Raw genomic sequence first — 13,951 nt, 5'->3', positions numbered from 1 at the left:
CGGGTCACTGCCGGAACGGCACGACCTGCTGGGCCCGAGCAAGCGTGTTCCCATCCGCACCGAGCGCCTCGGCAGTCCAGCGGTAACGATGGGTTTGTCCGTTTGGGGGACACGGGCCGCGATAGGAGGAGGCACCCTTGGCCAGTTGCCGCTGGCCCGAGAAGGTCACAGTGCCACCGCCATGATTGAAGTTCGGAGCGTCGAGATCGTTCATGACGAACCGGATCCGTGCCGTGCCCTGGGGCACGGACGAGAGCGATATGGCGGGGCTCTGGCTGTCGAAGCATTTCGCGGTGCCGGACCAACTGACGTTGATCGAGAAGGCCGCCGCTGGGGCGACCGTCGCCAGCGATGCGAGGGGCGCGAAGAGTGCGATGGCAAGCAAGCGGCGAATGCTCATGGGAAGCTCATCAGCGCGTGTTCAATTCAATGACGCTAGCAACCCTAGGTAACAAAATAAAGTCATTCGCCTTGCGCGGCAGGGGTTCTGGAGGGTTGCCGCCTCAGCCTTCGACAGAACAGGAAACCCGGCCATTGACCTGCCGCGTGCGGAATTCGCCGTTCACCGTCTCGCCGATGCTGATCGTGTAACGGCCGCGCCAGGTTTCGGCGTCCGGGTTGCCACGCGCCTCGATGGTGAGCTCGACCGTGCCATGAGGTTCGCCGGACCGCTCGTGGTAGACGCGCATCCGCAGATCCCGGGCATCGAACCAGCTCTGGGTGAGATGCTCCTTCGCGAACGTCAGCTTGCGAAAGTCCTCCGCGATGCCTCGGACCTTGAGTTCGAGTTCGCCCTCGAACTGGTGGAACGCGCCGCCGGCCGAGCGGCTGATCGGGCTGCCGATGGTGAACTTGGCCGAGCGGTCCTCTGCCTCGCAGGAGATGCCACCGGTGGCATGGGCGGGGGCGAGCGACAGGAAGGCGAGGGCTGTCAGGGCAGAAAGGCGGCGGAACATGGTGATCTCCGGGGCGGTGTGTGGGCCGGAGAGATGCCAAGGCCGTCTTTCAGCGTGACGTCGCGGGGAATGCCCTTACGGAAACGCAGGAAACGCTCGGCTGTCGGTCAGGAAATGAAATCCCCGCAGCGCACCACCTCGGTCTGCTGGCCCCAGGGCATGATCGGCACGGTGGAGGTGGAGTTCTGCGGCGAGCCGTCGATCAGCTTGTCCGAGTAGATCATGTAGACCAGCACGTTGCGCCGCGCGTCGCAGCCGCGGACGATCTGAACACGCTTGAAGAAGAAGGAGCGGCCCTCGCGGAACACCACGTCGCCCTGGCTCGAGCGGCCGGTGATGCGGATGGGGCCGATCTGCCGGCAGGCGAGAGAGACCTCGGAGAGCTGCTCGGCAAAGCCGAAGGCGCCGGCCCAGCCGCCCTTTTCCGGCACGGTGAAATGGCAGGCCACGCCCTCCACCTCGGGATCGTCGATGCCATAGGTCGCGAGCTTGTCATTGGGCGAGAGCAGCCGGAACACCGTCGAGCGCCGGAAGATCAGCTCCGGCGACTGCGCGAAGGCAGGGATCGCCGGCACGGCAAGGAGGGCGGCGAGGGCGGCGGCGAGGATACGGCGCATGGGACAGGCTCCTGGATGGCGGCCATAGCAACGCTGCCGCCATGGTTTGGCAAGGCGATGACGCAGAGTGCAGGACCGTCGGGAACGCCGGCCCCGCCCGTTGGTTCCCTGCGCGGCAGCACTGACCGGAGACCTCCCATGGACGTGAACGAGATCCATCGCGGCCGCCTGATCGATCACGTGCAACTCGTGGTCCGCGACCTTGCGGCCTCCCGCCGCTTCTACGGCGCCCTGTTCGCGGTGCTCGGCATTCCCATCGGCGGCGAGGAGGAGACCTATTTCTGGGCCGACGAGCTGTTCATTTCCTCAGCCAGCAGCCCCGCCGCGCTCGGCGAGCTCACCGGCCGTCACCATCTCGCCTTCCAGGCGAAGGACGCCGCCATGGTCGAGGGCTTCCATGCGGCGGGCCTGGCGGCCGGCGGGCGCGATAACGGCCCGCCGGGCCCGCGTCCCTATCATCCCGGCTACTATGCGGCCTTCCTGCTCGATCCCGACGGCAACAACATCGAGGCGGTGTTCCACGGCGCGCACGTGCGCAGCGCGCCATCGGTGCTGGTGACGTTCTGAGGCGGCTCCGCCCGTGACAGCTTGAGCGTTGTCTTGCCGAATGTCATGACAAATGCCATGATCGTCCATGCAGATCGACGGCTTCGACTGGGACGAGGGCAATCTTGCGAAATGCCGCAAGCATGGTCTTTCGCCCCAGGAAATCGAAGAGATTCTGTCGGGACCGGTCACCCTCATCCTGCCGGACGAACGGCATTCCGGGACCGAGACCCGCAGCATCGCCATCGGACGCAATGCGACGGCGCTATGCCTTCGTCGCCTTCACGATCCGCGAGCGTGACGGCCGGACTCTTCTGAGGCCGATTAGCGCCCGCTACATGCACGCCAAGGAATTGAGGCGCTATGAGCAGCAAGTTGCCCGCCTTCCCGACTGACGAAGAGGCCGAAGCGTTTCTGGAGCGGGGCGACCTCTCCGAGTTCATCGTCGCCGAACGGCTCAAGCCAACCTCCTTCGAATTCGCGCCGAAGGAGAAGACCGTGAGCATGCGGATGCCGGAGGCGCTTCTTGATGCGGTGCGGACTGCCGCGCGCCAGGAGGGCATCCCGTATCAGCGCTACATCAGGCTGACGCTGGAACGCGCCATTGCTGCGCGTCCCGCCCCGCTCAAGCGGGACGCGGGCTGAGCCGCCGCCCACAGCCCTTCCCCGTTCCCCGCTTGTTCTGTTGGACCACCGCGCCTATCGAGAAGGCATGACCCTTTCCCCGATTCGCGAGGCCTGAGACCATGGGCGAGCGCGTGACCCCGCCGCCGGGCGGTGACGACGGCATCGAGACCATCAACCTGCGCGACGCGCTGGAAGAGCGCTATCTCGCCTATGCCCTCTCCACCATCATGGGCCGCGCGTTGCCCGACGCCCGCGACGGGTTGAAGCCGGTCCATCGCCGCATCCTCCACGCCATGCGGCTGCTGAAGCTCGACCCCGGCACCGCCTTCAAGAAATGCGCCCGCATCGTCGGCGACGTCATCGGTAAGTTCCACCCGCATGGCGACCAGTCCGTCTATGACGCGCTGGTGCGCCTCGCCCAGGACTTCTCGCAGCGCTATCCGCTGGTCGACGGCCAGGGCAATTTCGGCAATATCGACGGCGATAACGCCGCCGCCTACCGCTACACCGAAGCCCGCATGACGGAGGTGGCGCGCCTCCTCCTCGACGGCATCGACGAGGACGCGGTCGACTTCCGCAAGACCTACAACGAGGAGGACGAGGAACCGGTCGTCCTGCCCGGCGCCTTCCCCAATCTCCTCGCCAATGGCTCCCAGGGCATCGCCGTCGGCATGGCCACCTCGATCCCGCCGCACAACGCGGCCGAGGTCTGCGACGCGGCGCTGCATATCATCGCCCATCCCGACTGCACCACGCGCGACCTCCTCGCCCACGTGCCCGGCCCGGACTTCCCCACCGGCGGCATCATCATCGAGGGGCGGGCCGCCATCGAGGAGGCCTACGAGACCGGCCGCGGCGCCTTCCGCACCCGCTCCCGCTGGCACCAGGAGGATACCGGTCGCGGCACCTATCTCGTCGTCGTCACCGAGATCCCCTATGGCGTCACCAAGGGCCGGCTGATCGAGAAGATCGCCGAGCTGATCAACGAGAAGAAGCTGCCGCTCGTCGCCGACATGCGCGACGAGAGCGCCGAGGATATCCGCCTCGTCTTCGAGCCGAAGTCGCGCAATGTCGACGCGACCCTGCTCATGGAGAGCCTGTTCAAGCTCACCGAGCTCGAGAGCCGCATCCCGCTCAACATGAACGTCCTCATGAAGGGCAAGGTGCCAAAGGTCGTCGGCCTCAAGGAGGTGCTTCGCGAGTGGCTCGACCACCGCCGCGAGGTGCTCATCCGCCGCTCGCAGCATCGCCTTGCCGCCATCGACAAGCGCCTGGAGGTGCTCGCCGGCCTGCTCGTCGCCTATCTCAACATCGACGAGGTCATCCACATCATCCGCACCGCCGACGAGCCGAAGAAGGCCCTCGTCGCGCGGTTCGACCTCACCGAGGTGCAGGTCGAGGCCATCCTCAACATGCGCCTGCGGTCCCTCGCCAAGCTCGAGGAGATCGAGCTGCGCAAGGAACATGCGGAGCTGACCAAGGAGAAGGAGGGCATCGAGAAGCTGCTCGCCTCCGAGGCCATGCAGTGGAAGACGGTCTCCTGGGAGATCGGCAATGTCCGCAAGCAGTTCTCCAAGGAGACGCCGCTCGGCAAGCGCCGCACCACCTTCGGCGAGGCCGCCGAGGTCGATGTCGACGCCATCGCCGAGGCGCTGGTGGAGCGCGAGCCGATCACCGTCGTGGTCTCCGAGAAGGGCTGGATCCGCGCCCTCAAGGGCCATGTGCAGGACCTCTCCGGCCTCGCCTTCAAGACCGATGACCGCCTCAAGCTGTCGTTCTTCGCCGAGACGACATCGAAGCTGCTGGTCTTCTCCACCAACGGCAAGGTCTTCACCCTGGAAGGCTCGAAGCTTCCCGGTGGGCGCGGCGCCGGCGAGCCGGTGCGCCTGATGATCGACCTCGAGCAGGAGCACGACATCATCGAGGTCACGCCCTATCGCGGCGGCCGCAAGGTGCTCCTCGCCTCGCGCGAGGGCCGCGGCTTCGTCGTGGCCGAGGACGATCTCGTCGCCAACACCCGCAAGGGCAAGGGCGTCATGGGCGTCGATACCCCGGACGAACTGGCGGCGGTGCGCTTCATCGAGGGCGACCACGTCGCCATCGTTGGCCTCAACCGCAAGCTTCTGGTCTTCCCCCTCAACCAGGTGCCGGAGATGGCGCGCGGCAAGGGCGTGCGCCTGCAGAAGTACAAGGAGGGCGGCATGGTCGACCTCAAGACCTTCACCCTCGCCGATGGCCTCACCTGGAAGGATTCCTCCGACCGGACCTGGACGGTGTCGCAGGCCGACCTCGCTGAATGGATCGGCAACCGCGCCGATTCCGGCCGCCTGCCGCCGAAGGGCTTCCCGAAGACGAACCGGTTCGGGTGATGCGGGTCAGTCAGCGAGGCTGATCTTTGCGGCCTCGGCTACCGCCTTGAACGCCGCGATCTCCGCGCCGAGGAACCGCGCGGTTGCCTCCGACGAGGCATCGGCGATCGCGGTGGTCCCGACGGCTGCAAGCCGCGTCTTCAGCGCCTCGCTTGCCAGAGCCTGTCGAACGGCCGTGCCGATCTGCTCGATGCGGGCGGAGGGCGTGGCGCGCGGCGCCAGCAGCATGTTCCAGGTTGCGAGTTCGACGCCCGGAAGGCCCGCCTCGGCGAAGGTCGGGACATCCGGCAGCCCGGGATGGCGGGCCTTTGAGCCGATGGCGAGGGGCTTGACGCGGCCGCCCTCGATCAGCGAGGCGGCTGAGGCGACGCTCTCGATGGTGAAGGCGACCTCACCCGTCAGCACCGCCTGCATGGCGGGACCGCCGCCGCGGTAGGGCACGTGGACGAGGTCCGGCAGTCCGGCCTTCAGCTTGAACAGTTCACCGGCGAGATGGGTGATGGAGCCCGCTCCCGCCGAGGCATAGCTGTGCCGGCCGGGCTCGCGCCGCAGCCGGTCGATGAAGCCGGCGAGCGTCGTCTCGCCGAAGCCCGGCGGGCAGACGAGAACGAGCGGCGTGGTGCCGATCATGGTCACCGCGGCGAAATCGCCGATGGGGTCGAAGCCGAGACGCCGGGCGACGGCAGGATTGACGCCGTGGGTGGAGGCCGAGGCGACGAGCAGGACATGGCCATCGGGCTCGGCACGGATCACCGCCTCCGAGGCGACTGCGCCATTGGCGCCGGCGCGGTTTTCAACCACGACGCTCTGTCCGATCACCGGGCCGAGCGCCTCGGCGAGCAGGCGGGCTGCGACGTCGGTCGAGCCGCCGGGTGCGAAGGGCACGATGAAGCGCAGGGGTCGTTCGGGGAAGGCGCTGGCGAAGGGCGCGGCGGCAAGGCTTGCGCCGGCGGCAAGAAGGAGACGGCGAGACAGCATGATCCACCCGCGATGATCGACGGGTTGGCGCTAGACCATCGCGATGAAGTGCCTGTGACGGTCACCGTCTCGGCTGGCGGGCCCTCAGGCCTCTACCCGCGCCCATCCCTCAGGCATCAGCCGCTCCTGCGGCAGGAAGCGGGCCTTGTAGTCCATCTTGGCCGAACCATCGACCCAGTAGCCGAGATAGACGTAAGGCAGGCCCATGGCCTTCGCCCGGGCGATATGGTCGAGGATGATGAGCGTGCCGAGCGAGCGGCTCTGCTGGTCGGGCTCGAAGAAGGAATAGACCAGCGACAGCCCATCGCCGAGGATGTCGGTGAGCACGCAGGCCACGAGCTCGCCCTTGCTGCGGCCGTTGATGGCGGTGTCCGCATCGCGACGGCGATATTCGACCAGCCGCGTCTTCACGTGGCTGTCCTCGACCATCATCGCATAGTCCAGCACGGTCATGTCGGCCATGCCGCCGGAGCGATGCCGGGCGTCCAGATAAGCGCGGAAGGTCGAGTACTGCTCGGAGGTCGGGATGGCCGGGCGCATCTCGCCGACGAGGTCGGAGTTCCGCAGCATCACCTTCCGGAACGAGCGGCCGGGCCGGAAATCAGCCACCGGCACACGCACCGAGACGCAGGCCCGGCAGGTCTCGCAGGCCGGCCGGTAGGCGATCGACTGGCTGCGGCGGAAGCCGCCCTGGGTGAGGATGTCGTTGAGATGCGGTGCCTGCGGCCCCACCAGATGCGTGAACACTTTCCGCTCCGACTGCCCCGGGAGATAGGGGCATGGCGTCGGGGCCGTCAGGTAGAACTGGGGGGTGTCGCGGGGTTGCTGCGTCAAGGCGTGTTCCGGAGACGAATCGCGGGACCGGGCGACCCCGCGACGGATCACCGAAGATAGTCGGCGGGTCGCCCGGGTCAAAGGTTGATCCGTCGCTCGCGGACGCACGAGCCCGTGATTCAGCGTCTCAGCCGAGCTGCCCCGCCGTCTCGATCCTGACCGCCGGCAGGCCCTCGGCCTCCAGCGCCGCCAGGATCTCGTGGAGATGGGCGCCGTCGCGCACCTCCACGGTGACGTCGAGCTTGGTGCCCTTGGCCGGCGTGTCGAGGAAATAGCGCCGATGCTCGACGGCGAGGATGTTGGCGCCGAGCCGCCCGATCAGCGCCGCGACATGGCCGAGCACGCCCGGCCGGTCATGGATGGTGACGCGGATCGAGGCGATGCGGCTTTCGCGCTCCAGCTCCCGCACCATGATCGAGGCGAGGATCCGCGGGTCGATATTGCCGCCGCACAGGATCAGCCCGACCTTGCGGCCGCGGAACCGCTCGGGCTCGGCGAGCATGGCGGCAAGGCCCGCCGCGCCGGCGCCCTCGGCCATGGTCTTCTGGCGCGTGAGATAGAGGTTCACGGCGCGCTCAAGCTCGCTTTCGCTGGCAAGCACCACTGCGGAGACATGCTCGCGCACGACGGGGAGCGTCGCCTTGCCGACGATCTTCACCGCGATGCCCTCGGCGAGCGTCGGCCCGCCGACGGGGCGCGCCTCGTTGTGGAGGGCGTTCCACATCGAGGGGTAGAGCGCCGCCTCGACACCCACGACCTCGATGCCGGGCCTCAGCGCCTTCGCCGCCACCGCATTGCCGCCGATCAGCCCGCCGCCTCCGATCGGCACGACGAGGACGTCGAGGTCGGGCACGTCCTCCAGCATCTCGCAGGCGATCGTGCCCTGTCCGGCCATGACGTGGAGGTCGTCATAGGGGTGGACCCAGACGCGGTTCTCGGCGGCCTGGATGGCCTCCGCCCGCGCCTGCGCCTCCGACAGGGTCTCGCCGTCGAGCACCACGGTCGCGCCGTGGCTGCGGGTGGCGGCGACCTTCACAAAGGGCGTCGTCTCCGGCATGACGATGGTGGCGGGAATGCCGAGGCGGCTCGCATGCAACGCCACGGCCTGGGCGTGGTTGCCAGCCGACATGGCGATGACGCCGCGCCGACGCTCCTCCTCGTTCAGCGAGGCGAGTTTCACCAGCGCGCCGCGCTCCTTGAAGGAGTTGGTGACCTGCAGGTTCTCGTATTTCACGAAGACCTCGGCGCCGGTGATGGCCGAGAGCGGCGGGGCGGGGAGCATCGGCGTGCGCATCACCTGGCCGGCGATGGTCTCGCGTGCGGCGAGGATATCGGCGAGGGTGAGGCTCAAGGCAGGTCTCCGGCCCGGGGGGCAAGGCCCGCAAGGTCGGGGAAGGCGTCGCGGAAGTCCACCGTCGTGGCGCGGGCCGGTGCCGGCACCTGGCCAAGCCACCAGCGCTTCAGGATCAGGAGCCGCACCGCCGAGATCGGCCCCCGTTCGGTGACGAGGCCGACGAGGTCCGGCCGGCCATGGGCATCCTCGCCGTTGAAGCGGCAGGTGGCGGAATGGACCGTGCGCGGACGGCCCGGGCGCTCGGCGAGATAGGTGATCTTCACGCCGCCGTCGCCGGGTTCGTCGCGATTGCCGGAAATGACCGTTCCGACCTCATGGAGAGCCGGCAGCACCTCGCGGCACAGCGCGAGGCGGGCAGGATCGACCACCGGCGTGCAGCCGCCGGCAGCGATGAGCACGGTCGCGGCGAGGACCCGACGGATCACGCGGCGGCGCTGAGGAGCCCCGCGACGCGCGGCGCGAAATAGGTGAGGATGCCGTCGCAGCCCGCCCGCTTGAAGGCGACGAGGCTCTCGATCATGGCGCGCTCGCCGTCGATGGCGCCGGCTCGCGCCGCCATCTCGATCATCGCGTATTCGCCGGACACCTGGTAGGCGAAGGTCGGCACCCCAAACGTGTCCTTCACCCGGCGGCAGATGTCGAGATAGGGCAGGCCGGGCTTCACCATCACCATGTCGGCGCCCTCGGCGAGATCGAGCTCGACCTCGCGGATCGCCTCGTCGGAATTGGCGGGGTCCATCTGATAGGTGCGCTTGTCGCCAATCAGTGTCTTCTTGGTGCCGATGGCGTCGCGGAACGGGCCGTAGAAGGCCGAGGCATATTTCGCCGCATAGCTCATGATCTGCACTTCGCTGAGGCCCGCGGCGTCGAGCGTGGCGCGGATGGCGCCGATGCGCCCGTCCATCATGTCGGAGGGGGCGATGCAGTCAGCGCCGGCTTCGGCGAGCGCCTGGGCCTGGCGGCAGAGGATGGCCACGGTCTCGTCGTTGAGGATGCGGCCGCACTCGGTCAGCACGCCGTCATGGCCGTGCGAGGTATAGGGGTCGAGGGCCGCGTCGCAGATGAGGCCGACCTCGGGCACCGCCGCCTTGATGGCGCGTACCGCGCGGCACATCAGGTTCCGGTTGTTCTCGGCCTCCGAGCCGACGGGATCGCGCAGGGCGGGGTCGACATAGGGGAAGGGGGCGAGCGCCGGGATGCCGAGCCGCGCCGCCTTCTCGGCCTCGCGCACCGCCTCGTCGATGGACACACGGTCGACGCCGGGCATGGTCGCCACGGGGGTGCGCGCTTCGTTGCCGTCGATGAGGAAGATCGGCCAGATCAGGTCATTCGTGGTCAGAACGTTCTCGCGCACCAGCCGGCGCGACCATTCGGTCTTGCGGTTGCGCCGCATGCGGGTCTGGAGGTCGAGCCGGGGAGTTTCGGCGCTGGACGCGTCGGCGGCGGGCTTGTGCAGGGCGCGAAGGGTCATGACCGGTCTCCGCAGCGGCCGGAGCCGCCGGTCATGGTTGAATATCACTCTGGAATTATTCGGAACAGTCCCGCAGACAACGGACCTCCCTTCCGAAAAGGCACTGCCGAATGGTCTCCCCCGCCCGACCGAATTGACCCGGGCGCGGATCACTCCATAACCGGCAGGCTTGCATCAAGGGGCTGTGGCCGATGGATTTCGCCCTGACCGAGGACCAGGAAGCCTTCCGCCAGGTCGCGCGCGATTTTGCCAGCGCGGAGATGGCGCCGCATGCCCGCGACTGGGATGCCGGGTCCGTCTTTCCCGAGGAGACCCTGCGCAAGGCCGCGAGCCTCGGCTTCGGCGGCATCTATGTGCGCGAGGATGTCGGCGGCTCCGGCCTGTCGCGGCTCGATGCGGCGGTAATCTTCGAGGAACTTGCCCAGGGCTGCGTCTCCACCACCGCCTATATCTCGATCCACAACATGGCCGCCTGGATGATCGACGCGTATGGCCACGAGGACCTGAGGCGCCGCTACGTGCCGGACCTCTGCGCCATGACCACCTTCGCCAGCTACTGCCTCACCGAGGCAGGCGCGGGATCGGACGCCGCCTCTCTGCGCACCCGCGCGGTGCGCGACGGCAATTCCTGGGTCATCAACGGCGCCAAGGCCTTCATCTCGGGCGGCGGGCGCTCCGACATCTATGTTGTCATGGCCCGCACCGGCGGTGAGGGGGCGCGTGGTATCTCCTGCTTCGTCGTCGAGAACGGCACGCCGGGTCTCACCTTCGGCGCACAGGAGAAGAAGCTCGGCTGGAAAAGCCAGCCCACCGCCGTCGTCGATTTCGACAATGTCCGCGTGCCGGCCGAGAACATGGTGGGGGAGGAGGGGCAGGGCTTCCGCATCGCCATGGCCGGCCTCGACGGAGGGCGTCTCAACATCGCCGCCTGCTCGCTTGGTGGTGCGCAGTTCTGCCTCGACCGCACCATCGGCTACATGACCGATCGCAAGCAGTTCGGTCAGCAGCTGAAGGATTTCCAGGCGCTGCGCTTCCGCGTCGCCGATTATGCGACGGAGCTGGAGGCCGCCCGCCTCATGGTCCGCCGCGCCGCGGTCGCCGTCGGCGAGAAGGATCCCCGCGCCACGACGCTCGCCGCCATGGCCAAGCGTTTCGCCACCGATGTCGGTTTCGAGGTGGTCAATGGCTGCCTCCAGCTGCACGGCGGCTATGGCTATCTCAACGACCACCCGATCGAGCGCGTGCTGCGCGACGTCCGCGTCCACCAGATCCTCGAAGGCACCAACGAGATCATGCGGGTGATCGTCTCGCGCGACCTGCTCGGCGCGTGATAGAGGGCAGGGCATGAGCGAGCCGATTCACGCCCCCGCCGAACCGGAAGTTCTCCTCGAGCGCCGAGGATCCGCCGGCCTCATCATTCTCAACCGCCCCAAGGCGCTGAACGCGCTGACCCTCACCATGGTCCGCGCCATGCGCCAGGCGCTCGACGCCTGGGCCGTCGATCCCGGCGTCACCCGCGTCGTGGTGACCGGGGCGGGCGGGCGCGCCTTCTGTGCCGGCGGCGACATCCGCGTGCTCCACGACCTCGGCAAGGCTGGCCGTCATGCCGAGGCCTTGCAGTTCTGGCGCGAGGAATACGAGCTCAACATCCTCATCAAGCGCTACCCGAAGCCCTATGTGTCGCTCATCGACGGCATCGTCATGGGCGGCGGCGTCGGCGTGTCGATCAACGGCAGCCATGTGGTCGCGGGCGAGAAATTCGTCTTCGCCATGCCGGAGGTCGGCATCGGTTTCTTCCCCGATGTCGGCGGCACCTATTTCCTGCCGCGCATCCCCGGCGAGATCGGCGCCTTTTTCGCGCTGACCGGCGAGCGTATGAAGCAGGGCGACGCCCTCTCCACCGGTCTTGCCACCCACGCCACCGCCTCCGCGCGCTTCGAGGAACTGCGCGAGGCGCTCTGCGGCCGCGAGACCGTCGACCTCGTGCTGGAGGGCTTCGCTCACGCCTCCACCGTGCCGGCGACCGTCACCGCCCGAAGAGCCGCCATCGATGCCTGCTTCCGCTTCGACACGGTGGAAAAGGTGATGCAGGCTCTCGCCGCGGCTTCGGCTGCAGGCGATGCCTGGTGCGGCGAGACGCTTGCCACCATGCGTGCAAAGTCGCCAACCTCCATGAAGCTCGCGCTCGCGCAGGTGCGCGCGGGCCGGTCGATGGATTTCGAGGATGCGATGAAGACCGAGTTCCGCATCGTCTCCCGCATCTGCCATGGACACGACTTCTACGAAGGGGTGCGCGCCGTCATCATCGACAAGGACAATGCCCCGCGCTGGCAGCCCGCAGCGGTTGAGGCGGTGACGCCGGAGATGGTCGCCGCGCATTTCGCGCCCCTCGGTGAGGGCGAACTCGTCGCCCCACCCCTGCCGCGGTCCTGACGCCGATGACCGCCGCCCGCCTCCGCACGCCAAGCGACGCGCCGATCCCCGCCGATGGCGAGGCCCGCGGCATCGACTGGACGCGCATTTATCGCATCTTCATGCGGGCGCTCGCGGTCATGACCATCGCCCGCGGTCTGTCGCGATGGCTGGTCATCTGCGGCGGCCCCAATGCCGATGGCCTCGGCTTCGAGGAGCTGCCCCCCGGCCTCCAGGCCTCCACCGTCTTCTTCGCCGTCATCGAACTGGTGGCGGGCGTCGGCCTCTGGCTGACCTCGGCCTGGGGCGGCGTCGTCTGGATCATCGCCACGGCCGTGGCAATCGCCATCGACCTTGCCATGACCGGTGGCATCCTGGGCTTGGTGCAGCTCGCTGCCCGCACCTGGCCGGCCACCGCCGCCGATGCGGCGCTGCTGCTCTTCTACGCCATCGTCGCGGTTCTCGCCGCGCGCCAGGCCGACGACACCATCACCGAATGAGCGGCGAAGCCGCCACCCCGGCCATGCCGGGGCGACCACAGGGGAGGACTTAATGAGCACCATCGCCTTCATCGGCCTCGGCAACATGGGCGGGCCGATGGCCGCCAACCTCGTCAAGGCCGGCCACCGCGTCATCGGCACCGATCTCGCGCCGGCTGCCGTCGAGCGCCATGTGGCGGCCGGCGGCGTTGCCGGCGCCTCGATCGCCGCGGCGGTGGCAGAGGGCGACGTGGTCGTCACCATGCTGCCCTCGGGCCGCGAGGTGAAGGCGCTCTATGGCGGCCCGCAGGGCATCATCGCCTCCGCCAAGGCCGGCGCACTGCTGATCGATTCCTCGACCATCGACGTCGACAGCGCCCGAGCCGTTGCATCGGATGCTGCCGCCCGCGGCCTCTCGATGATCGATGCGCCGGTCTCCGGTGGCGTTGGCGGCGCCACGGCTGGCACACTCACCTTCATGTGCGGCGGCGACGATGCCGCCTTCGCCAGGGCGAAGCCCTATCTCGAGGCCATGGGCAAGACGATCGTCCATGCTGGCGGTCCCGGGAACGGCCAGGCCGCCAAGATCTGCAACAACATGATCCTCGGGATCACCATGATCGCCACGTCCGAAGCCTTCGTGCTCGCCGAGAAGCTCGGCCTCGACGCGCAGAAGCTCTTCGACATCGCCTCCAAATCGTCCGGCCAGTCCTGGTCGCTCACGACCTACTGCCCCGTACCGGGCCCGGTGCCGACCTCGCCGGCCAACCGCGGCTATCAGGCGGGCTTCACCGCCGCGATGATGCTGAAGGACCTGAAGCTCGCCCAGGACGCCGCCCGCTCTGCCGGCGCCGTCACGCCGCTCGGCGCCGAGGCGACCGCCCTCTACGGGCTCTATGCCGCCCAGGGCGAGGCTGGCACCGATTTTTCGGGCATCGTCAACTTCCTGCGGGGCAAGTGACCATCCCTTCCCTCAGGGAATTTCAGAGGTGAAGCCCTGCCGGCGGGGAAGTTCCTCACCGTGGGCTTCCGCGCCGTCATGGCGCTATGATGAACGCGAGGTTTCGGCGGTCGCAGACAGTCGATGGATCGCGCCACAGCCCCTTGGTTGACGATGCCTTTCCCGGGTCTGAACAGTCTGTGAACATCACAGCCCGTGCCCTTGGAAATCCGCCCTTCCCATCGTTGACGGAAGCTTGCCGAAAACGCGGTCGGTTGATGAAAAGACAATGAGATATTGCCGAGAGATCAACGCAATAACTTGTTGATCTAATAGTGGTTAAGCCGCCTTCATCGTGTTTGTTCGGG

At 67.9% G+C, this 13,951-nt stretch carries 16 protein-coding genes; 8 read left to right on the top strand and 8 right to left on the bottom strand.

Annotated elements, in window-relative coordinates; translation table 11 throughout:
• Positions 1-4: 4 nt before the first annotated feature.
• The 3 genes from O9344_RS01610 to O9344_RS01600 all read right to left on the bottom strand — a co-directional run bounded on the left by O9344_RS01610 (position 5) and on the right by O9344_RS01600 (position 1,573).
• The gene (locus O9344_RS01610; protein WP_298472003.1) at positions 5-400 is read right to left on the bottom strand and encodes a phospholipid-binding protein; all 396 of its coding nucleotides are present in this window, start codon (positions 398-400) and stop codon (positions 5-7) included.
• A gap of 103 nt (positions 401-503) precedes the next feature.
• Positions 504-956 carry a hypothetical protein gene (locus O9344_RS01605; protein ID WP_298472002.1) on the bottom strand — a complete coding sequence of 151 codons (453 nt, stop codon included), beginning with the start codon at positions 954-956 and terminating at the stop codon, positions 504-506.
• A 107-nt stretch (positions 957-1,063) separates the two neighbouring features.
• Positions 1,064-1,573: a CreA family protein gene (locus tag O9344_RS01600; protein WP_298472000.1), complete on the bottom strand. Its 510-nt coding sequence runs from the start codon at positions 1,571-1,573 to the stop codon at positions 1,064-1,066.
• 138 nt (positions 1,574-1,711) lie between these two features.
• On the opposite strand from O9344_RS01600, the gene O9344_RS01595 reads away from it, so the two are divergent.
• The 4 genes from O9344_RS01595 to parC all read left to right on the top strand — a co-directional run bounded on the left by O9344_RS01595 (position 1,712) and on the right by parC (position 5,115).
• Entirely contained in the window at positions 1,712-2,140 is a 429-nt protein-coding gene (locus O9344_RS01595) for a VOC family protein (RefSeq protein WP_298471998.1), read from the top strand.
• A 67-nt stretch (positions 2,141-2,207) separates the two neighbouring features.
• Positions 2,208-2,420 carry a BrnT family toxin gene (locus tag O9344_RS01590; protein WP_298471996.1) on the top strand — a complete coding sequence of 71 codons (213 nt, stop codon included), beginning with the start codon at positions 2,208-2,210 and terminating at the stop codon, positions 2,418-2,420.
• Positions 2,421-2,494: 74 nt separating this feature from the next.
• Positions 2,495-2,764 carry a BrnA antitoxin family protein gene (locus O9344_RS01585; protein WP_298471994.1) on the top strand — a complete coding sequence of 90 codons (270 nt, stop codon included), beginning with the start codon at positions 2,495-2,497 and terminating at the stop codon, positions 2,762-2,764.
• A 101-nt stretch (positions 2,765-2,865) separates the two neighbouring features.
• Complete coding sequence (parC, locus tag O9344_RS01580; RefSeq protein ID WP_298471992.1) at positions 2,866-5,115, top strand: DNA topoisomerase IV subunit A; 2,250 nt, start codon at positions 2,866-2,868, stop codon at positions 5,113-5,115.
• Between the two features lie 6 nt (positions 5,116-5,121).
• Here the strand turns inward: parC and O9344_RS01575 are convergent, their stop codons facing one another.
• The 5 genes from O9344_RS01575 to hemB all read right to left on the bottom strand — a co-directional run bounded on the left by O9344_RS01575 (position 5,122) and on the right by hemB (position 9,752).
• The gene (locus tag O9344_RS01575; RefSeq protein WP_298471990.1) at positions 5,122-6,093 is read right to left on the bottom strand and encodes a tripartite tricarboxylate transporter substrate-binding protein; all 972 of its coding nucleotides are present in this window, start codon (positions 6,091-6,093) and stop codon (positions 5,122-5,124) included.
• Positions 6,094-6,177: 84 nt separating this feature from the next.
• Positions 6,178-6,927, bottom strand: coding sequence for an arginyltransferase (locus O9344_RS01570; protein WP_298471988.1), 750 nt, complete (start codon positions 6,925-6,927; stop codon positions 6,178-6,180).
• A gap of 127 nt (positions 6,928-7,054) precedes the next feature.
• Positions 7,055-8,221 carry a threonine ammonia-lyase gene (locus O9344_RS01565; protein ID WP_298472414.1) on the bottom strand — a complete coding sequence of 389 codons (1,167 nt, stop codon included), beginning with the start codon at positions 8,219-8,221 and terminating at the stop codon, positions 7,055-7,057.
• 53 nt (positions 8,222-8,274) lie between these two features.
• Positions 8,275-8,706, bottom strand: coding sequence for a hypothetical protein (locus O9344_RS01560; protein ID WP_298471985.1), 432 nt, complete (start codon positions 8,704-8,706; stop codon positions 8,275-8,277).
• Complete coding sequence (gene hemB, locus O9344_RS01555; RefSeq protein WP_298471983.1) at positions 8,703-9,752, bottom strand: porphobilinogen synthase; 1,050 nt, start codon at positions 9,750-9,752, stop codon at positions 8,703-8,705. The genes O9344_RS01560 and hemB overlap by 4 nt, the downstream gene beginning before the upstream one ends.
• 191 nt (positions 9,753-9,943) lie before the next feature.
• Between hemB and O9344_RS01550 the strand changes: the two genes are divergently transcribed.
• Genes O9344_RS01550 through mmsB form a run of 4 tightly spaced genes read left to right on the top strand, consistent with a single transcriptional unit; the run spans position 9,944 to position 13,604 of the window.
• Positions 9,944-11,083, top strand: a complete 1,140-nt coding sequence (locus O9344_RS01550; RefSeq protein WP_298471980.1) for an acyl-CoA dehydrogenase family protein — start codon at positions 9,944-9,946, stop codon at positions 11,081-11,083.
• Between the two features lie 13 nt (positions 11,084-11,096).
• Positions 11,097-12,185, top strand: a complete 1,089-nt coding sequence (locus tag O9344_RS01545; RefSeq protein WP_298471978.1) for an enoyl-CoA hydratase/isomerase family protein — start codon at positions 11,097-11,099, stop codon at positions 12,183-12,185.
• 5 nt (positions 12,186-12,190) lie between these two features.
• Positions 12,191-12,664, top strand: a complete 474-nt coding sequence (locus tag O9344_RS01540) for a DUF6163 family protein (protein WP_298471977.1) — start codon at positions 12,191-12,193, stop codon at positions 12,662-12,664.
• A gap of 52 nt (positions 12,665-12,716) precedes the next feature.
• Entirely contained in the window at positions 12,717-13,604 is an 888-nt protein-coding gene (gene mmsB / locus O9344_RS01535) for a 3-hydroxyisobutyrate dehydrogenase (RefSeq protein WP_298471975.1), read from the top strand.
• The last annotated feature ends 347 nt before the right edge of the window (positions 13,605-13,951 follow it).

The organism is Phreatobacter sp., assembly GCF_027532945.1.
Taxonomy (GTDB): Bacteria; Pseudomonadota; Alphaproteobacteria; order Rhizobiales; family Phreatobacteraceae; genus Phreatobacter.
Note: the sequence above shows the minus strand (reverse complement) of the source record. Positions and strands in the feature narration are given on the sequence as shown.